Source organism: Klebsiella sp. AqSCr (assembly GCF_008452795.1).
GTDB classification, from domain to species: Bacteria; Pseudomonadota; Gammaproteobacteria; order Enterobacterales; family Enterobacteriaceae; genus Klebsiella; species Klebsiella pneumoniae.
On the sequence record NZ_MJDM01000003.1, the window covers coordinates 14761 to 32418 of the forward strand.

The 17658-nt window shown below is 57.9% G+C and carries 19 protein-coding genes; 14 read left to right on the forward strand and 5 right to left on the reverse strand.

Features of this window, described 5'->3' with window-relative positions; translation table 11 throughout:
• Positions 1-50 precede the first annotated feature (50 nt).
• Positions 51-632: a D-sedoheptulose 7-phosphate isomerase gene (gene lpcA, locus BHE81_RS02065; protein WP_004145825.1), complete on the forward strand. Its 582-nt coding sequence runs from the start codon at positions 51-53 to the stop codon at positions 630-632.
• A 74-nt stretch (positions 633-706) separates the two neighbouring features.
• Complete coding sequence (locus tag BHE81_RS02070) at positions 707-1474, forward strand: class II glutamine amidotransferase (RefSeq protein ID WP_002889696.1); 768 nt, start codon at positions 707-709, stop codon at positions 1472-1474.
• On the opposite strand, the gene dpaA is transcribed toward BHE81_RS02070, so the two are convergent.
• Positions 1445-2185 carry a peptidoglycan meso-diaminopimelic acid protein amidase gene (gene dpaA / locus BHE81_RS02075; protein WP_002889699.1) on the reverse strand — a complete coding sequence of 247 codons (741 nt, stop codon included), beginning with the start codon at positions 2183-2185 and terminating at the stop codon, positions 1445-1447. The two genes, BHE81_RS02070 and dpaA, sit on opposite strands and share 30 nt — an antisense overlap.
• Before the next feature lie 411 nt (positions 2186-2596).
• Here dpaA and BHE81_RS02080 point away from each other — a divergent pair, with 411 nt between their 5' ends.
• From BHE81_RS02080 to nqrM, 7 genes are read left to right on the forward strand one after another with little or no spacing between them, the layout of a single operon-like run.
• Positions 2597-3940 (forward strand): Na(+)-translocating NADH-quinone reductase subunit A, encoded by a 1344-nt coding sequence (locus tag BHE81_RS02080; protein WP_002889702.1) that lies wholly within the window; start codon positions 2597-2599, stop codon positions 3938-3940.
• Positions 3941-3943: 3 nt separating this feature from the next.
• Positions 3944-5182, forward strand: coding sequence for an NADH:ubiquinone reductase (Na(+)-transporting) subunit B (locus BHE81_RS02085; protein ID WP_004147186.1), 1239 nt, complete (start codon positions 3944-3946; stop codon positions 5180-5182).
• On the forward strand, positions 5175-5969 hold the full coding sequence (locus BHE81_RS02090) for a Na(+)-translocating NADH-quinone reductase subunit C (protein ID WP_004177336.1): 795 nt from the start codon (positions 5175-5177) through the stop codon (positions 5967-5969). Before BHE81_RS02085 ends, BHE81_RS02090 begins: the two co-directional genes overlap by 8 nt.
• Positions 5962-6600: an NADH:ubiquinone reductase (Na(+)-transporting) subunit D gene (locus BHE81_RS02095; protein ID WP_002889716.1), complete on the forward strand. Its 639-nt coding sequence runs from the start codon at positions 5962-5964 to the stop codon at positions 6598-6600. The genes BHE81_RS02090 and BHE81_RS02095 overlap by 8 nt, the downstream gene beginning before the upstream one ends.
• A gap of 6 nt (positions 6601-6606) precedes the next feature.
• A complete protein-coding gene (gene nqrE, locus BHE81_RS02100) occupies positions 6607-7203 on the forward strand; it encodes an NADH:ubiquinone reductase (Na(+)-transporting) subunit E (protein ID WP_004177335.1) in 597 nt (198 codons plus the stop codon).
• Between the two features lie 12 nt (positions 7204-7215).
• On the forward strand, positions 7216-8439 hold the full coding sequence (gene nqrF, locus BHE81_RS02105; RefSeq protein ID WP_002889720.1) for an NADH:ubiquinone reductase (Na(+)-transporting) subunit F: 1224 nt from the start codon (positions 7216-7218) through the stop codon (positions 8437-8439).
• Between the two features lie 2 nt (positions 8440-8441).
• The gene (gene nqrM, locus BHE81_RS02110; protein ID WP_002889722.1) at positions 8442-8657 is read left to right on the forward strand and encodes a (Na+)-NQR maturation NqrM; all 216 of its coding nucleotides are present in this window, start codon (positions 8442-8444) and stop codon (positions 8655-8657) included.
• Between the two features lie 222 nt (positions 8658-8879).
• Here nqrM and BHE81_RS02115 read toward each other — a convergent pair whose 3' ends face one another.
• On the reverse strand, positions 8880-9740 hold the full coding sequence (locus tag BHE81_RS02115) for a glycerophosphodiester phosphodiesterase family protein (protein ID WP_002889724.1): 861 nt from the start codon (positions 9738-9740) through the stop codon (positions 8880-8882).
• 159 nt (positions 9741-9899) lie between these two features.
• Between BHE81_RS02115 and dinB the strand changes: the two genes are divergently transcribed.
• Positions 9900-10955 carry a DNA polymerase IV gene (dinB, locus tag BHE81_RS02120; protein WP_002889726.1) on the forward strand — a complete coding sequence of 352 codons (1056 nt, stop codon included), beginning with the start codon at positions 9900-9902 and terminating at the stop codon, positions 10953-10955.
• A 2-nt stretch (positions 10956-10957) separates the two neighbouring features.
• Positions 10958-11410, forward strand: coding sequence for a GNAT family N-acetyltransferase (locus tag BHE81_RS02125; protein ID WP_002889727.1), 453 nt, complete (start codon positions 10958-10960; stop codon positions 11408-11410).
• Between the two features lie 42 nt (positions 11411-11452).
• Here the strand turns inward: BHE81_RS02125 and pepD are convergent, their stop codons facing one another.
• Complete coding sequence (gene pepD / locus BHE81_RS02130) at positions 11453-12910, reverse strand: cytosol nonspecific dipeptidase (protein ID WP_004152033.1); 1458 nt, start codon at positions 12908-12910, stop codon at positions 11453-11455.
• A gap of 257 nt (positions 12911-13167) precedes the next feature.
• On the opposite strand from pepD, the gene gpt reads away from it, so the two are divergent.
• The 3 genes from gpt to crl all read left to right on the forward strand — a co-directional run bounded on the left by gpt (position 13168) and on the right by crl (position 15432).
• Positions 13168-13626, forward strand: a complete 459-nt coding sequence (gpt, locus tag BHE81_RS02135; protein WP_002889733.1) for a xanthine phosphoribosyltransferase — start codon at positions 13168-13170, stop codon at positions 13624-13626.
• A gap of 105 nt (positions 13627-13731) precedes the next feature.
• Complete coding sequence (gene frsA, locus BHE81_RS02140; protein ID WP_002889742.1) at positions 13732-14976, forward strand: esterase FrsA; 1245 nt, start codon at positions 13732-13734, stop codon at positions 14974-14976.
• Between the two features lie 57 nt (positions 14977-15033).
• Positions 15034-15432: a sigma factor-binding protein Crl gene (gene crl, locus BHE81_RS02145; protein WP_002889793.1), complete on the forward strand. Its 399-nt coding sequence runs from the start codon at positions 15034-15036 to the stop codon at positions 15430-15432.
• Between the two features lie 85 nt (positions 15433-15517).
• On the opposite strand, the gene csiR is transcribed toward crl, so the two are convergent.
• Together csiR and gabP are read right to left on the reverse strand one after the other, a co-directional pair.
• Entirely contained in the window at positions 15518-16210 is a 693-nt protein-coding gene (gene csiR, locus BHE81_RS02150) for a DNA-binding transcriptional regulator CsiR (RefSeq protein ID WP_023302285.1), read from the reverse strand.
• A gap of 45 nt (positions 16211-16255) precedes the next feature.
• Positions 16256-17656, reverse strand: a complete 1401-nt coding sequence (gene gabP / locus BHE81_RS02155) for a GABA permease (protein ID WP_002889795.1) — start codon at positions 17654-17656, stop codon at positions 16256-16258.
• Between the last annotated feature and the right edge of the window lie 2 nt (positions 17657-17658).

Here is a 17658-nt window from a genome sequence, read left to right on the forward strand (position 1 = left end):
TATCCGGTACACTGCCGGGGTTATTCCACTCATACTGAAGGATTATCCTCATGTACCAGGATCTTATTCGTAACGAACTGAACGAAGCCGCGGAAACGCTGGCTAACTTTCTGCAGGACGAAGCCAATATCCATGCTATCCAGCGTGCCGCTGTCCTGCTGGCGGATAGCTTTAAGGCGGGTGGGAAAGTGCTGTCCTGCGGTAACGGCGGTTCCCATTGCGATGCGATGCATTTTGCGGAAGAGCTGACCGGACGTTATCGCGAAAACCGCCCGGGTTACCCGGCCATCGCGATCTCCGACGTCAGCCACCTCTCCTGCGTGAGCAATGATTTTGGCTATGAGTATGTGTTCTCCCGCTACGTTGAATCCGTTGGCCGCGCAGGCGATGTGCTGCTCGGTATCTCCACGTCTGGCAACTCCGGCAACGTGATTAAGGCCATTGAGGCCGCGCGGGCGCAGGGGATGAAAGTGATCACCCTGACCGGTAAAGACGGCGGTAAAATGGCCGGTAGCGCTGATGTGGAAATTCGCGTGCCGCACTTTGGCTACGCCGACCGCATCCAGGAGATCCATATCAAAGTGATCCACATTCTGATTATGCTGATCGAAAAAGAGATGGCGAAAGGCTAACAGGCAGGTGAGTGTGTACTGTTGACGGTGGCCTCGCTCCGGCGCCGTCGTGATTTGTGAGGGTGAGGTGATCTATGTGCGAACTGCTCGGGATGAGCGCCAATGTGCCAACCGATATCTGTTTTAGCTTTACCGGGCTGGTGCAGCGCGGCGGCGGGACGGGGCCGCATAAAGACGGCTGGGGCATCACCTTCTATGAAGGTAAAGGCTGTCGCACATTCAAGGATCCCCAGCCGAGCTTTCAGTCGCCGATCGCGAAACTGGTTCAGGATTACCCCATTAAGTCCTGTTCCGTCGTCGCCCATATTCGTCAGGCCAACCGCGGGAGGGTGGCCCTGGAGAACACCCATCCCTTCACCCGCGAACTGTGGGGGCGCAACTGGACCTATGCGCACAATGGGCAGCTAAAAGGCTATAAGTCGCTGAAAACCGGTAATTTTCATCCGGTAGGTGAAACCGACAGTGAAAAGGCGTTTTGCTGGCTGCTGCACCGTTTAACCGAGCGCTATCCGCGCACGCCGGGCAATATGCTGGGCGTTTTCAAGTATATCGCCACCCTCGCGGGTGAACTACGTGAGAAAGGGGTGTTCAACATGCTGCTGTCGGACGGGCGCTACGTAATGGCGTTCTGCTCGACCAATCTGCACTGGATAACCCGGCGAGCGCCGTTCGGCGTGGCAAAACTGCTGGACCAGGATGTGGAGATCGACTTTCAACGCGAGACCACACCCAACGATGTGGTCACGGTTATCGCCACGCAGCCGCTGACGGCCAATGAAACCTGGCATAAGATCATGCCAGGCGAGTGGGCGTTATTTTGTCTCGGGGAGCGTGTAGTTTGAGGCCAGCTGCGGCTGGACAACCTCGTGGCTGAGCGGCTTGCTCACCACATAGCGGCCGTCGGTCACTGATACGACCGGCGGTTTGTGGGTCTGCTGGAAATAGTCATAGCCTGGCTTGAGCTGTTTCCAGAAATCCGCGTAGTAGGAGTATTTGTGGCGTTCCATGTTGGCGTTGGTCATGCGGAACGGATAGATACTCACCTGCACGCTTGGCTGGCCGAAGACTAAGGCGCCGGTCACGAACTGGAAGATCTCATCGATACCGCTGTCGGTCATGGCGTAGCAGCCGACTGAGACGCAGTCGCCGTGGATCATCAGGTATTTCCCTTCATAACCATGGGCGCGATCGTAGGCGTTCGGGAAGCCGATGTTAATCGCTTTATAGAAGCGGCTGTCGGGTTTGAGCTGGCTGCGGGTGACGTTATAGAACCCTTCCGGACTCTTGAAATCGCCCTGGCGCTGTTTCGGACCGAGGCCACCGGAGTAGTTGCAGATCCGGTAGCTGTCGAGGAGCTGGTAGGTCTCACCCATTTTGACGTAAAGGTCGAGCATGCGCTCTTCTTTAAAGATCTCAATGTAAACCGGTGAACCCATTAATTGCTGCTTATATTCTTTGCTAACCGGCGTCGTCGGGCTGTTGCTGCTGAGCAGCCCGGCAAATGACACGCACGGCAACAGAAGCATCGCAATAAATAATGCGATTTTGCGCATACTGCTTGTTCCTTGATAAAACAAAATAGCCACATTGCCAGGACGGCAAGAGAGACCCGAAATCAGAGTTTTCTGGATTTAGAGCGCTCACATTAGCATCACGGCATTTTTTCGCAAGGGCGACGTGGCGGCGTTTACAAATCAGCCTCACTTTATACCCTGCCAGCGACGAAAACACAGTGAGAACTTTGCGCAATAGCTCGCATTTTAGAAGCACTTATCGCCCCTTGCGCTACAGCCGCCGCTCACGAAATGTTACACTTGCGCCGGTTCATCATCAGAGTAAGAAAGGATGCTTCTCTTCCGTCCTGAGCGCTACTGGCGCCGTTTCGCCCTTTCTTCTCTGCCATTCTGTCAATAAGCTGGCCCTGACCTGCGTCGGGGTTGAGGTTACGGATACCTGCTAACGATATGATTAAAATCACGAAAGGGCTGGATTTGCCCATAGCTGGCATGCCATTACAGCAGATTTCTCCCGCGCCAGCGGTGAAGCGCGTCGCGCTACTCGGCGAAGAGTACGTTGGCATGCGCCCCGCGATGGCGGTTAAAGAAGGCGATCGGGTCAAAAAAGGTCAGATCCTGTTCGAAGATAAAAAGATCCCTGGCGTCTGCTTTACCGCCCCGGCGAGCGGGATCGTCAGCGCGATCCACCGCGGCGAACGGCGCGTGTTGCAGTCGGTGGTGATTGATATCGAGGGCAATGACGCGGTGGCGTTTACCCGTTACGCCGCGGACGCGCTGGCCGAACTGCCGCGCGACACCGTACAGCAGCAGCTGCTGGCGTCGGGCCAATGGACGGCGCTGCGTACCCGACCGTTCAGCAAAACGCCGCTCCCGGGGAGCACGCCCGCCGCTATCTTTGTTAACGCCATGGACACCAATCCGCTGGCGGCGGAGCCGCAGCCGATTATTCTGGCCGAACGTGCCGCCTTCGACGCCGGTCTTACCGTGCTCACGCGCTTGACCGACGGGAAAGTGCACGTCTGCCAGCCCAGCGGCGGCAAGCTGGGCGGTCATCCTCTCGGCCAGGTCTGTTTCAATCAGTTCAGCGGGCCGCACCCGGCGGGGCTGCCGGGAACGCATATTCACTTTCTGGAGCCGGTGAGCCTGAATAAGCAGGTCTGGCACCTCAATTATCAGGACGCGATCGCCATTGGTAAGCTTTTCCTCGACGGGGAGCTCTACTGCGAACGGATAATTGCGCTCGGCGGCCCGCAGGTAACATCTCCGCGGCTGGTCAAAACGACGCTCGGCGCCAGCCTGGAGGATCTGCTGGCAGGTGAGTTGCAGGAGGGGGAAAACAGGGTCATTTCCGGCTCGGTGCTTAGCGGCGCCCGCGCCCATGGCCCTCACGCCTTCCTGGGGCGCTTCCATCTGCAGGTGAGCGTGGTCAAAGAAGGGCGGGAAAAAGAGCTCTTCGGCTGGGTGATGCCGGGCAAAGAGAAATTCTCGATTACCCGCACCACGCTGGGCCATTTCTTCAAGCGCAAGCGCTTTCATTTTTCCACCGATACCAACGGCGGCGAGCGGGCGATGGTGCCGATCGGCAACTACGAGCGGGTGATGCCTCTGGATATCCTGCCGACCATACTGCTGCGCGATCTGCTGGCCGGAGACACCGACAGCGCTCAGGCGCTGGGCTGTCTGGAGCTGGATGAAGAAGATCTGGCGCTGTGCACCTATGTTTGCCCTGGAAAGTATGAATATGGCCCGGCGCTGCGCAGCGTGTTAACCCGGATTGAGCAGGAAGGATAAGAGATGGGCTTAAAGCACCTGATTGAGAAACTTGAGCCGCATTTCACGCATGGCGGCAAGCTGGAAAAATATTACCCGCTGTATGAGGCGGCGGCGACCATCTTCTACACGCCGGGCCAGGTAACCCGCGGCGCGGCGCACGTGCGCGACGCCATCGACCTGAAGCGGATGATGATCCTCGTGTGGTTTGCCGTATTCCCGGCGATGTTCTGGGGCATGTACAACGTTGGGCTGCAGACCATTCCGGCGCTGCACAAGCTATACGGCGCCGAACAGCTGCAGCAGGCGATCGCCAACAACTGGCACTACAGCGTCGCCCAGTGGTTAGGGGTGAGCTTCAGTGCCGACGCCGGCTGGCTGAGCATGATGACCCTGGGCGCGGTCTTCTTCCTGCCGATCTATATCACCGTTTTTATCGTCGGTGGCTTCTGGGAAGTGCTGTTCGCGATTGTGCGCAAGCATGAGATTAACGAAGGTTTTTTCGTTACCTCTATTCTCTTCGCGTTGATTGTGCCGCCCACGCTGCCGCTGTGGCAGGCGGCGCTGGGGATCTCCTTCGGCGTGGTGATCGCCAAAGAGATTTTCGGCGGCACCGGGCGCAACTTCCTCAACCCGGCGCTGGCGGGGCGCGCGTTCCTGTTCTTCGCCTATCCGGCGCAGATTTCCGGCGATCTCGTATGGACCGCGGCGGACGGTTTCTCCGGCGCCACGCCGCTCTCCCAGTGGGCCAGCGGCGGCGGTGAAGCGCTGGTGAACGTGGCGACTGGCGTGCCGGTGAGCTGGATGGACGCCTTCCTCGGCAATATTCCCGGCTCAATAGGCGAAGTGTCAACGCTGATGATCTTCATCGGCGGGGCGATCATCCTCTTTGGCCGCGTCGCGTCCTGGCGCATCGTCGCCGGGGTAATGATCGGCATGATCGCCACCGCCACCCTGTTTAACGTTATCGGCTCCGACACCAACCCGATGTTCGCTATGCCATGGTACTGGCATCTGGTGCTCGGCGGTTTCGCCTTCGGGATGATGTTTATGGCGACGGACCCGGTATCCGCCTCGTTTACCGATAAAGGGAAATGGAGTTACGGCGTGCTGATCGGCGTGATGTGCGTGCTGATCCGCGTGGTGAACCCGGCTTATCCGGAAGGGATGATGCTGGCGATCCTCTTCGCCAACCTCTTCGCACCGCTGTTCGATTATCTGGTGGTGCAGGCCAATATTAAGCGGAGGAAGTCGCGTGGCTGAGAAGAAAAGTAACGATAGCATCGGCAAAACGCTGCTGGTGGTGCTGGTGCTTTGTCTGGTCTGCTCCATCGTGGTGGCGGGCTCGGCCGTGGGGCTGAAATCCCGCCAGCAGGCGCAGCGGGCGTTGGATAAGCAGCGCAATATCCTGGCAGTGTCAGGGCTGATGCACCCCGGTATGGATGCGGATGCGGTAGCGGACACCTTCGCGGCGCGCATTACCCCGCGACTGGTGAATCTGGCCACCGGCGAACTGCTGGAGAAAGACCCGGGTAAATTTAATCAGGCTCAGGCGCTGAAGGATCCGCAGCAGAGTATGGCCCTGGATGCCAGTCAGGATCCGGCTGGTATAAAGCGACGCAGTAATCTGGCGGAAATTTACCTGGTGCGCGACGCGCAGCAGAAGATTGAGCAGGTGGTGCTGCCCATTTATGGCAACGGCCTGTGGTCGATGATGTATGCCTTTGTGGCGCTGGACGTCGATGGCCGCACGGTAAAAGGCATTACTTACTACGATCAGGGCGAAACGCCGGGGCTGGGCGGCGAGGTGGAAAACCCGAACTGGCGCCAGCAGTTTGTCGGCAAGCAGGTGCTGGATGACAACGGCATGCCGGCGCTGAAGGTGGTGAAAGGCGGCGCGCGCGCAGGCGATCTCCACGCGGTTGACGGTTTATCCGGCGCCACGCTGACGTCCAATGGCGTGCAGCATAGCTTTGATTTCTGGATGGGCGAACTGGGCTTTGGTCCGTTCCTGAAAAAGGTTCGTGAGGGAGAGCTGAATAATGGCTGAACAGAGCGATATGAAAGAGGTGAAGCGCGTGCTGGTGGGGCCGCTCATCGCCAATAACCCCATCGCCCTGCAGGTGCTGGGCGTCTGCTCCGCACTGGCGGTAACCACCAAACTGGAAACCGCCTTCGTGATGACCATTGCGGTGACCCTGGTGACGGCGTTCTCCAGCATGTTTATCTCGATGATTCGCCACCATATTCCCAATAGCGTGCGCATCATCGTGCAGATGGCGATCATCGCCTCGCTGGTGATCGTGGTGGATCAGCTGCTGCGGGCTTTCGCCTATGAGACCTCCAAACAGCTGTCGGTATTCGTCGGGCTTATCATCACCAACTGCATCGTGATGGGCCGCGCCGAAGCCTACGCCATGAAGTCGCCGCCGCTGGCGAGCTTTATGGATGGTATTGGCAACGGTCTCGGCTATGGCGCGATCCTGATTATCGTCGGCTTCCTGCGCGAGCTTATCGGTAGCGGCAAGCTGTTCGGTATCACGGTGCTGGAAACGGTGCAGAACGGCGGCTGGTATCAGCCGAACGGCCTGTTCCTGCTGGCGCCGAGCGCGTTCTTCATTATCGGTTTGCTGATCTGGGCCCTGCGTAGCTGGAAGCCTGAGCAGCAGGAAAAGGAGTAATCGGTGATGGCTCATTACATCAGCCTGTTTGTCCGCGCGGTGTTCGTTGAGAACATGGCGCTGGCCTTCTTCCTCGGGATGTGCACCTTTCTTGCGGTGTCGAAAAAGGTCTCCACCGCCTTCGGCCTCGGCGTCGCGGTGACGGTAGTGCTGGGGCTTGCCGTGCCAATCAATAACCTGGTCTATAACCTGGTGCTGCGCGACGGCGCGCTGGTTGAGGGGGTGGATCTCAGCTTTCTTAACTTCATCACCTTTATCGGAGTGATCGCCGCGCTGGTGCAGATCCTCGAGATGATCCTCGATAAGTATTTTCCGGCACTGTACAACGCGCTGGGCATCTTCCTGCCGCTGATTGCGGTTAACTGTGCGATTTTCGGCGGCGTGTCGTTCATGGTGCAGCGCGATTACAACTTCCCGGAGTCCATCGTCTACGGCTTCGGCTCCGGCATTGGCTGGATGCTGGCGATCGTGGCGATGGCGGGGATCCGCGAAAAAATGAAGTACGCCAACGTGCCCGCCGGTTTGCGCGGGTTAGGGATCACCTTTATCACCACCGGACTAATGGCGCTGGGCTTTATGTCCTTCTCCGGCGTGCAGCTATAAGGGCGAATAAGTATGGAAATTATTCTTGGCGTCGTGATGTTCACGCTGATTGTGCTGGTGCTGTCGGGGCTTATCCTGGCTGCGCGCTCAAAGCTGGTGAACGCGGGCGACGTGGTTATTGAGATCAATAACGAAGCGGATAAACAGATCCGCACCCCGGCGGGTGACAAACTGCTGAACACGCTGTCCAGCAACGGGATCTTCGTCTCCTCCGCCTGCGGCGGCGGCGGCTCCTGCGGCCAGTGTCGGGTAACTGTTAAAGAGGGCGGCGGGGATATCCTGCCGACCGAGCTTTCGCATATTACCAAGCGGGATGCCAAAGCCGGTTGCCGTCTGGCCTGTCAGGTGGCGGTGAAGCAGAACATGAAGATTGAACTGCCGGAAGAGATTTTCGGCGTCAAAAAATGGGAGTGTGAAGTTATCTCTAACGATAACAAAGCCACTTTCATTAAAGAGCTCAAGCTGCGGATCCCGGAGGGGGAGGTGGTGCCGTTTCGCGCCGGGGGCTATATTCAGATTGAATGCCCGCCGCATAAAGTGGCCTATGCAGATTTTGATGTTCCCGATGAATACCGTTCAGACTGGGATAAGTTCAACCTGTTTCGCTATGTCTCTGAGGTGAAAGAGCCGACCCTGCGCGCCTACTCAATGGCTAACTATCCGGAAGAGAAGGGCATCATTATGCTCAACGTGCGCATCGCGACGCCGCCGCCGAAGGTCCCGGATGCGCCGCCGGGGATCATGTCATCCTATATCTGGTCGCTGAAGCCGGGCGATAAGGTGACGATTTCCGGGCCGTTTGGCGAGTTCTTTGCTAAAGAAACCGACGCCGAGATGGTGTTTATCGGCGGCGGCGCCGGGATGGCGCCGATGCGTTCGCATATTTTCGACCAGCTCAAGCGCCTGCACAGCACGCGCAAAATCAGCTTCTGGTACGGCGCCCGTTCGCTGCGCGAAATGTTCTACGATGAGGAGTTTGAACAGCTGGCGCGCGACAATCCAAACTTTACCTTCCACGTCGCGCTCTCCGATCCGCTGCCGGAAGATAACTGGACCGGGCATACCGGCTTTATCCATAACGTTCTGTACGAGAACTATCTACGCGATCACCCGGCGCCGGAAGACTGCGAGTTCTACATGTGTGGGCCGCCGGTAATGAACGCCGCGGTAATTAAGATGCTCAAAGATCTGGGCGTCGAGGACGAGAATATTCTCCTCGACGACTTTGGAGGCTGACGATGCTGACGGTATTTATCGCGACCTTTGTGATTTTTGCGCTGGTGATCCTCGGCATGTCGCTGGGCTACCTGGTGAAGCGCAAGAGCATCCAGGGCAGCTGCGGTGGGATCTCCGCGCTGGGGCTGGAGAAAGTCTGCGATTGTCCGGAACCGTGCGACGCGCGTAAAAAGCGCCTCGCCCGCGAGGCGCAGCGTCAGCAGCGGCGTATTTTGTAATGCCCGGCGGCGCTGCGCATGCCGGACCTGCTGCTTCAGTTTTGTAGGCCGGGTAAGGCGCCAGCCGCCACCCGGCATAAAGCGGCTCCGTGCCCGGCGGCGCTGCGCATGCCGGGGCTGCTGCTTCGGTTTTGTAGGCCGGGTAAGGCGCCAGCCGCCACCCGGCAACAACATGCCAGCAATGTGAGGCCGCTTTCGCGGCCTTTTTAGCCGTTGACTCCCTTACTGCCAGCTTTTCGCCTGCGCCGGAGAATCCACCATCACCCCGTCGGCGCCCAGTTCTATCGCCGTGCGGTAGTCTTCCGCACTGTTGATGCCGAAGAAGATAATGTGCGCTTTATCCTGCGAGCGGAAGCAATCCATTGCCTCTTTATCCCAGGTGAGCGTCGCCGGGGAGATCCCTTCGCCAAGGGTGAATTTCTCCACCACCTCGACTTTGCGCTTCAGCTCCAGTCCATACCACTGCTCACCATCGCGTTGACTCGCTGGCTGGCACTGATGGCTGAGCGAAATATTGGCAAGCCTGGTGCGGGTTTCACTGCGAGTGACAAAGCGAGGGATGGCTGGCGGCAGGGCGGCGATATAGCGGTCTTCGGTGGAATAGACCCGCACGCGATCGAGGCTATCGGTGGTTTTTAACACTTCAAGCAGGCGCTGGCCCATCACGGTCGGATCGGCATCCGGAGATTTGATATCGATATAGAAAAAAGTGTGCGGCCATTGCTGTAAAACGCTTTGCAAGGTCGGAATGGTGGCCTGCTTACCGCGCCATGGGTGGCTGTCATCCCCCCATTTCCAGCCGGCGTCGACTTTCGCCAGCTCGGCGGCGGTCAAACTGGAAACTTTGCCCTCGCTATTGGTCAATGCGGAAAGATCGCTTGACCGGTAGAGCACCGGTACGCCGTCGCGGCTTAACTGCACCGTGACCCAGATGGCTTCGGCGTTATTCTCCAGCGCCAGCTTAATGGCCGGCAGGGTATTTTCCGGCGCATCGCCGGTGCCGCCGCGGTGGGCTATCAGCTGTGGAGCGGCCCAGGCGCCGGCGGTGGCCAGCAGGCAAAGCGCGGTAAGTATTTTCTTCATGATTATATCTTCCTGATTTATCTTTTAAATCAATGAAAATAAACATAATTTATTGCAGTTTTATGTTTTAACCGCTTTTTTAGCCGATGAAATAAAAAAAGCATAAAATTCGCATCTGTTTTTGCTATGCTGTATGGGTATACAGTGTTGAGTCTGACGATGCGTAAAATTATCCATGTCGATATGGACTGTTTCTTTGCGGCGGTGGAGATGCGCGACAACCCAGCGTTGCGCGATATTCCCCTCGCGATAGGCGGCAGTCGGGTACAACGTGGCGTGATTAGTACCGCGAACTATCCTGCGCGTAAGTTTGGCGTGCGCAGCGCCATGCCGACGGCGACGGCGCTCAAGCTGTGCCCGCATCTCACGCTGCTTCCCGGCCGCTTCGATGCCTACAAAGAAGCCTCGAACCATATCCGCGAAATTTTCTCCCGCTATACCTCGCGCATTGAGCCGCTCTCGCTGGATGAAGCCTATCTTGACGTCAGCGACAGCGAGCATTGTCACGGGTCAGCCACCCTGATAGCCCAGGAGATCCGCCAGACCATCGAACGGGAGCTGCGCCTCACCGCCTCGGCGGGGGTGGCGCCGGTGAAGTTTCTCGCTAAAATCGCTTCAGATATGAATAAACCCAACGGCCAGTTCGTTATCGCCCCCCATCAGGTGGCAGAGTTTGTGCGGGCGCTGCCGCTGGCGAAAATACCCGGCGTCGGGAAGGTATCGGCAGCGAAGCTGGAAAATATGGGCCTGCGAACCTGTGGCGATGTGCAGAACAGCGATCTGGCCATGCTGCTTAAGCGCTTCGGTAAATTCGGGCGTATTCTGTGGGAGCGCAGCCACGGGATTGATGAGCGGGAAATTCATAACGATCGGCAGCGTAAATCGGTGGGCGTGGAGCGCACCTTAGCGGAAGATATCCATGAATGGCCGGAGTGCGAAGCGATTATCGAAAACCTCTATCCCGAGCTGGAGAGGCGATTGGCGAAGGTCAAACCTGACCTGCTGATCGCCCGTCAGGGCATTAAACTGAAATTCAATGATTTCCAGCTGACCACCCAGGAGCACGTCTGGCCGCGGCTGAACAAAGAGGATCTGATCGCCACCGCGCACAAAGCCTGGGATGAGCGCCGCGGCGGACGGGGCGTGCGCCTGGTTGGGCTCCACGTGACGTTGCTCGATCCGCAGCTGGAAAGGCAGCTTTTATTAGGGATTTAGCCATGCATATTCGTGCTTACCGCGACAGCGATTTGCCACTGCTCTGCCAGATCTTTCTGCGCGCGGTGCGGGAAACCGCCAGTCGGGACTATACCCCGGGGCAGATCGCGGCCTGGGCGCAGGTGGATGAGACGCGCTGGCGACAAAAGCTGGCCGACTCAATCGGCCTGGTGGCCGTGGTCAACAGCCAGCCGGTTGGCTTTATCACCGCCATCGGGACGCATATCGATTTGCTGTTCGTCTCGCCGGATCGTGCCCGCCAGGGTATCGGCGGCGCGCTTATCGAGGCGCTCTGCGTTCAGTATCCAGCGCAAATCCTGACGGTGGACGCCAGCATTACCGCAAAGCCCTGTTTTACGGCTCATGGTTTTAAGGTGGTGGCTGAGCAGCGGGTGGCGGCGCGCGGGGAGTGGTTTATTAATTACCGGATGGAAAAACGCGTGGCGCTAAGGTGATGCGGGGTAAAACCGGCGGCGGGCCGCCGCCGGTTGTGGGGCTTATTTAGCCGGAATGGCTTTCAGCAGCTCGGTCAGCAGCGTCCAGTACTGACCGACGCTCTCGATATGGACCTGCTCATCAGGGGAGTGCGGACCGGTAATGGTTGGCCCGATGGAGACCATGTCCATCTCCGGATACGGTTTTTTGAACAGACCGCATTCCAGACCGGCGTGAATGATCTGGATGTTCGGCGTCTTGTTGAACAGACGCTGGTAAGTCTCGCGCACCAGGTGCATCACCGGCGAATTGGCGTCCGGTTGCCAGCCAGGGTAAGCGCCTTTGGCTTCGGTTTTCGCCCCCGCCAGCTTACCCAGAGAATCCAGCATGCTGACCACGTAGTCTTTGCCGCTGTCGATCAGCGAGCGGATCAGGCAGTGGATCTGTACGTTGTCATCGGTCATGGTGACGACGCCGACGTTCAGCGAAGTTTCCACTACGCCTTTCGCCACGTCAGAGTTGCGGATAACCCCGTTCGGCGTGGCGTTCAGCAGACGGATGAAAGTGTCGCGGGAAGCCTGAGTCAGCGCCGCTTTGTCGTTATCGACCGCTTCCACGAGCACCACCAGGTTCTTCTCTTTGGCCTCCAGCTCGTTTTTCAGCAGCGCCTGGTAAGTATTCACCAGCGCTTTCAGCGCATCGGCTTTATCCGCGGCGACGGCGACAGTAGCGTAAGCTTCACGCGGGATGGCGTTGCGCAACGTGCCGCCGTTGAAATCGACCAGACGCAGATCCAGCTCATCGGCGTGGCCGGCGAGGAAGCGCGACAGCAGCTTGTTGGCGTTACCCAGACCAAGGTGGATATCACCGCCGGAGTGGCCGCCTTTCAGCCCTTTTAAGGTGACTTTAAAGCTCTGGAACCCGGCGGGAATCGCTTCGCGGGTCAGCGCCAGGTTAGAGGTGAAATCGATCCCGCCGGCGCAACCCATGTAGATTTCGCCTTCTTCTTCGGAGTCGGTGTTGATCAGGATATCGGCCTGTAGCCAGTTGGCCTGCAGACCGAACGCGCCGTCCATACCGGCTTCTTCGGTCATGGTCAGCAGCACTTCCAGCGGGCCGTGAGCGACGCTATCATCGGCCAGTACCGCCAGTGCGGACGCCATTCCGATACCGTTGTCCGCGCCCAGCGTGGTGCCGCGCGCTTTCACCCATTCGCCGTCAATGTACGGCTGGATCGGATCTTTAACGAAGTCGTGGACGGTGTCGTTATTTTTCTGCGGCACCATATCGAGGTGCGCCTGCAGCGCTACCGGCTTACGGTTTTCCATACCGGCAGTCGCGCCTTTACGAATCAGAATGTTGCCAACCTGGTCGCGTTCCGCATGTAAGCCTTTTTCTTTTGCCCAACCCATAATGTGCTCGGCGAGCTGTTCTTCGTGATAGGACGGGTGCGGGATGGAGCAAATCTTGGCAAAAATATCCCAAAGCGGCTGCGGGGATAGTTGAGACAGTTCAGACACGGTAAGTCTCCTTACAGACTCCTGCATACAGCGGTTGCAGGACGAGGGTTAGCGTTAAAATACACAACAAGCCCGGGCTTGCGCGATGGGGTTGAGAATACCACTTTCCACCGCCGCAGGTAGTGTAAACAACGCAAAAAGCGTTGCGCAAACCGCTTAACACTGGTTTTTAGTGCGTCAGATCTCTATAATCTCGCGCAACCATTTTCCCCCTCGAACATTATTTAAGCCGTATTACACAGGCTGGGACACTTCACATGAGCGAAAAATACGTCGTCACCTGGGACATGTTGCAGATTCACGCCCGCAAACTGGCCAGCCGTCTGCTGCCGGTTGAGCAATGGAAAGGCATTATTGCCGTTAGCCGCGGCGGACTGGTACCGGGAGCCTTACTGGCGCGTGAACTGGGCATTCGTCATGTTGATACCGTATGCATCTCCAGCTACGACCATGATAACCAGCGCGAGCTGAAAGTGCTGAAACGTGCGGAAGGCGATGGCGAAGGCTTTATCGTCATCGACGATCTGGTGGATACCGGCGGTACCGCCGTGGCGATCCGCGAAATGTATCCCAAAGCGCACTTTGTCACCATTTTCGCCAAGCCGGCAGGCCGCCCGCTGGTGGACGATTACGTTGTGGATATTCCGCAGGATACCTGGATTGAACAGCCGTGGGATATGGGCGTGGTGTTTGTACCGCCTATCGCAGGTCGTTAATTCTTCAGGACAGTGCTATTTACCACGCCCGGCTTGCCGGGCGTGGTTTTTTTTATCCTTTAGCAGGTTACAATATCCGGAGTGGCACTACGACGGAGACTGCACATGTCACAGGCTAACCTCAGCGAAACGCTGTTTAAACCTCGCTTCAAACATCCCGAAACTTCTACGCTGGTGCGTCGGTTTTCTGCCGGAAAACCCCAGGCGATGCAGTCGGCGCTGAGCGGCAATCACGTCGATCACTGGTACCGTCTGATCAACCGTTTGATGTGGATCTGGCGCGGCGTAACTCCGCAGGAGATCCTCGATGTGCAAGCGCGCATTGTGATGAGCGAGGCCGAACGAACCGATCCTGAGCTGTTCGATACCGTCATCGGCTATCGCGGCGGCAACTGGATCTTCGAGTGGGCGAAAGAAGCCATGCAGTGGCAGCAAAAGGCCGGGCAGGAAGCCGATCCTTTGCTGAGCGGCCGCCACTGGCTGCATGCCTCGAACCTGTATAGCATTGCCGCTTATCCGCATATTAAAGGCGATGAGCTGGCGGAACAGGCGCAGGCTTTAGCCAACCGGGCGTATGAAGAAGCCGCCCAGCGGCTGCCGGGCTCGCTGCGCGAGCTGGAGTTCACCATCCCTGGCGGCTCGCCGATAACCGGCTTTTTGCATATGCCGAAAGGCGAGGGGCCGTTTCCGACGGTGCTGATGTGCGGGGGGCTGGACTCGCTGCAGACCGATTATTACAACCTGTATGAGAACTACTTCTCACCGCTCGGCATTGCCATGCTGACCATTGATATGCCCTCCATCGGCTTCTCGTCAAAATGGACGCTAAATCAGGACACCAGCCTGCTGCATCAGCACGCGCTGCGCCATCTGGAAAATGTGCCGTGGATTGACCATACGCGGGTCGCCGCTTTCGGCTTCCGCTTTGGCGCCAATATCGCGGTCCGTCTGGGTTACCTGGAGCCGCAGCGGCTGAAGGCTGTGGCGTGTCTGGGCCCGGTCGTTCATGGTCTGCTGGTGGATCCCCTGCATCAGGGGCGCGTGCCGGAGATGTATCTTGACGTGCTGGCCTCGCGGCTGGGCATGCATGACGCGTCCGATGAAGCGCTGCGCGTGGAGCTCAACCGCTACTCGTTAAAAACCCAGGGACTGCTGGGGCGCCGTTGCCCGACGCCGATGCTTTCCGGCTTCTGGAAGGACGATCCGTTCAGCCCCGAAGAGGAGTCGCGGTTAATCACTTCGTCATCTGCCGATGGCAAACTGCTGGAGATCCCGTTTAACCCGGTGTATCGCAATTTTGATCACGCATTGCGACAGATCGCCCGCTGGATCAATCATAGATTTGGTTAATTTATTGCTAAATTCTATTGGTTTGGTAAAACAGTTGCATCACTAAAGGAGATCGCAATGACGTTACCGAGTGGACACCTGAAAAGTAAGTTGATCAAGAAATTCACGGCGCTGGGGCCTTACATTCGCGAAGAGCAGTGCCATGACAACCGTTTCTTTTTCGATTGCCTGGCAGTTTGCGTCAATGTTAAGCCCGCACCGGAGAAGCGTGAATTCTGGGGCTGGTGGATGGAAATGGAAGCACAAGAGTCACGTTTCACCTATAGCTACCAGTTTGGCCTGTTCAATAAGGAAGGATCATGGCAGGCGGTCGACATTGACGACCCGGAAGTGAGCGACAGGCTGGAAAAAACGCTGCGCGAGTTTCACGAGCGCGCAGCAGCGCTGCTGACCACCTTTAATCTGAAGCTGGAACCGGCCGACGATTTCAGCGAGCCGGTTCGCCTGCGAGCCTGATTGATCTACGGATACGATTTCTCCACGCCCGTGCGGCGTGGAGATGCGTGCCGCCATACCCGTAATTTCCACCCCTCCATCTGACTCACCCTGCCTGCGGCGACAGCTTGCCAGCCATCGCCTGTTGAATAATCGGTATCGGAGTCAGTAAGTGCTCACGCATCAGCGCGCTGGCCTGTTCGGCGTCGCGCGCCAGAATAGCGTCCACCAGGGTCTGATGCTGGACATGCTTATCTTCCAGCATCTCCACCGACAGCACGGTGGTGCGCAGCCAGATGAAGCGGTAGCGCGCCGCCAGATCGAACAGCCGTTCGCGCATCTGCAGCAGATACTGCGAACCGCAGCCGGCGACGATGGCGGTGTGAAACGCCTGATGGCGCTGGTCCCATTCATCGAGTAGGTGCTCACTCGCTTCGCACGATTCCAGCTTGTTGAGCAGATGGGCGCGGGCCAGCAGCTCGGCTTCCCACTCGTCGCCGCCGCGTTCAATGGCGAGACGCACCAGCATGGCTTCCATGTTGGCGCGCGCGTCGAAGATATCGAGAAGCTCCTGCTCCGACATGGGCGCTACCCGATAGCCTTTCTGATTGACCACCGTCACCAGCCGCTCGGCCACCAGCTGCGAAAGCGCCTCGCGCAGCGGACCGACCCCCAGGGCATAGCGCGAGGTCAACAGGCTCATCCGCAGCTTCTCATCGGGTTGGTAGACCCCGCGGATGATGTCGTTTTTTAACCAACGGTACCCGTCAATGGCCGTCGCCTGGGGAATGGCGGTCATGTTCTTACTCCTGAATACTCTTCCCGGCGGGCGCCGGGAACAGGGTTAACGCGTATTTTGCAGCGGCAGTTTTTGCCACAATACCAGCTTTTTCCAGCGTGACATAATCGGTACCGTACAAATAATTCCCAGAGCTAACAGGCCGGTAGAGATCACCTCCAGCTGCTGCGCCGGACGAAACAGCATCACCACCAGCACGAAGGTGATAAAGGCGATCACCAGCCAGGTCAGGTACGGATAGAGCCACATTCTGAGACGGATCTCGCCGCCTTGCGCCTGAAGGATTTTGCGCATCCGCAGTTGTGAAACGGCGATCACCAGATAGACCAGCAGGGCGATGGCGCCAGAGCTGTCGATGAGAAATTTAAACACCTTGGCGGGGGCATAGTAGTTCACCACTACGGTGAGGAACGCCGCGCCGGTGGAGAGCAGCACCGCCACGTATGGCGTTTTGCTGCGGTTGGTCCGGCCCATAATGGCCGGCGCATCGCCGCGACGGCTCAGGGAGTAGAGCATCCGCGAGGCGGTATACAGCGCCGAGTTCAGACAGCTGGTGACCGACAGGAGGATCACGCCGTCCATAATCAGCTTGGCATAGGGAATATGCAGCAGCTCGAGCACCGAGCGGTAGGAGCCGATGCTCTTCAGCCCCGGCATATTCCATGGGATGAGGGCGACGACGATAAAGATCGAGCACAGATAAAAAATAGAGATACGCCAGATCACCGAGTTGGTGGCGCGCACGATATGTTTATCCGGGGTATCCGATTCGGCGGCGGCGATGGTGACGATCTCCGCGCCCATAAACGAGAACATGGTGATCAGCATCGCGCTCAGCACCGCGCCGAAGCCATTCGGCATAAAGCCGCCGTGGTCCCACAGCCGCGAAATGCCACTCACTTCGGCATAGGGATAAAAGCCGGTAATGGCGACCGCGCCCAGTACGATAAACGCCAGAATAGCGATCACTTTGCACAGCGCCAGCCAGAACTCGAATTCGCCGTAGTTCTTGACGCTCAGCAGGTTACTGCCGGTGAGGGCGAGAGTGATGACCAGGGAGAACAACCACACCGGGACGCCCGGCACCCACGAATGCAGAATAATCGCCGCGATATTGGCTTCCAGCGGAATAACCAGGACCCAGAACCACCAGTACAGCCAGCCGATGGTATACCCCGCCCAGCGGCCGATGGCTTTATCGGCGTAGGTGGAAAAGGAGCCAGTATCCGGCGTGGCGACCGCCATTTCGGCCAGCATACGCATAATCATCACCACCAGCAGCCCGGCAAACAGATAGGCCAGCAGCACCGCCGGGCCTGCCTCGGCAATGGCGACGCTGGATCCGACAAATAAACTCGCGCCGATCACCCCGGCGATAGATAACATCGTGACGTGGCGCGACTTCAGCCCCGCCCCTAAATCCTGTGATTGCGACAGTTGCCCCATCA

Excerpts from the sequence above, each read along its gene's own strand:
- frsA (WP_002889742.1), top strand. The coding sequence starts at position 13,732 with ATGTCACAGGCTAACCTCAGCGAAACGCTGTTTAAACCTCGCTTCAAA.
- BHE81_RS02070 (WP_002889696.1), top strand. The coding sequence starts at position 707 with ATGTGCGAACTGCTCGGGATGAGCGCCAATGTGCCAACCGATATCTGT.
- BHE81_RS02125 (WP_002889727.1), top strand. The coding sequence starts at position 10,958 with ATGCATATTCGTGCTTACCGCGACAGCGATTTGCCACTGCTCTGCCAG.
- csiR (WP_023302285.1), bottom strand. The coding sequence starts at position 16,210 with ATGACCGCCATTCCCCAGGCGACGGCCATTGACGGGTACCGTTGGTTA.
- crl (WP_002889793.1), top strand. The coding sequence starts at position 15,034 with ATGACGTTACCGAGTGGACACCTGAAAAGTAAGTTGATCAAGAAATTC.
- BHE81_RS02115 (WP_002889724.1), bottom strand. The coding sequence starts at position 9,740 with ATGAAGAAAATACTTACCGCGCTTTGCCTGCTGGCCACCGCCGGCGCC.
- gabP (WP_002889795.1), bottom strand. The coding sequence starts at position 17,656 with ATGGGGCAACTGTCGCAATCACAGGATTTAGGGGCGGGGCTGAAGTCG.
- BHE81_RS02085 (WP_004147186.1), top strand. The coding sequence starts at position 3,944 with ATGGGCTTAAAGCACCTGATTGAGAAACTTGAGCCGCATTTCACGCAT.
- gpt (WP_002889733.1), top strand. The coding sequence starts at position 13,168 with ATGAGCGAAAAATACGTCGTCACCTGGGACATGTTGCAGATTCACGCC.
- nqrE (WP_004177335.1), top strand. The coding sequence starts at position 6,607 with ATGGCTCATTACATCAGCCTGTTTGTCCGCGCGGTGTTCGTTGAGAAC.
- dinB (WP_002889726.1), top strand. The coding sequence starts at position 9,900 with ATGCGTAAAATTATCCATGTCGATATGGACTGTTTCTTTGCGGCGGTG.
- nqrF (WP_002889720.1), top strand. The coding sequence starts at position 7,216 with ATGGAAATTATTCTTGGCGTCGTGATGTTCACGCTGATTGTGCTGGTG.
- dpaA (WP_002889699.1), bottom strand. The coding sequence starts at position 2,185 with ATGCGCAAAATCGCATTATTTATTGCGATGCTTCTGTTGCCGTGCGTG.
- BHE81_RS02080 (WP_002889702.1), top strand. The coding sequence starts at position 2,597 with ATGATTAAAATCACGAAAGGGCTGGATTTGCCCATAGCTGGCATGCCA.
- nqrM (WP_002889722.1), top strand. The coding sequence starts at position 8,442 with ATGCTGACGGTATTTATCGCGACCTTTGTGATTTTTGCGCTGGTGATC.
- BHE81_RS02095 (WP_002889716.1), top strand. The coding sequence starts at position 5,962 with ATGGCTGAACAGAGCGATATGAAAGAGGTGAAGCGCGTGCTGGTGGGG.
- lpcA (WP_004145825.1), top strand. The coding sequence starts at position 51 with ATGTACCAGGATCTTATTCGTAACGAACTGAACGAAGCCGCGGAAACG.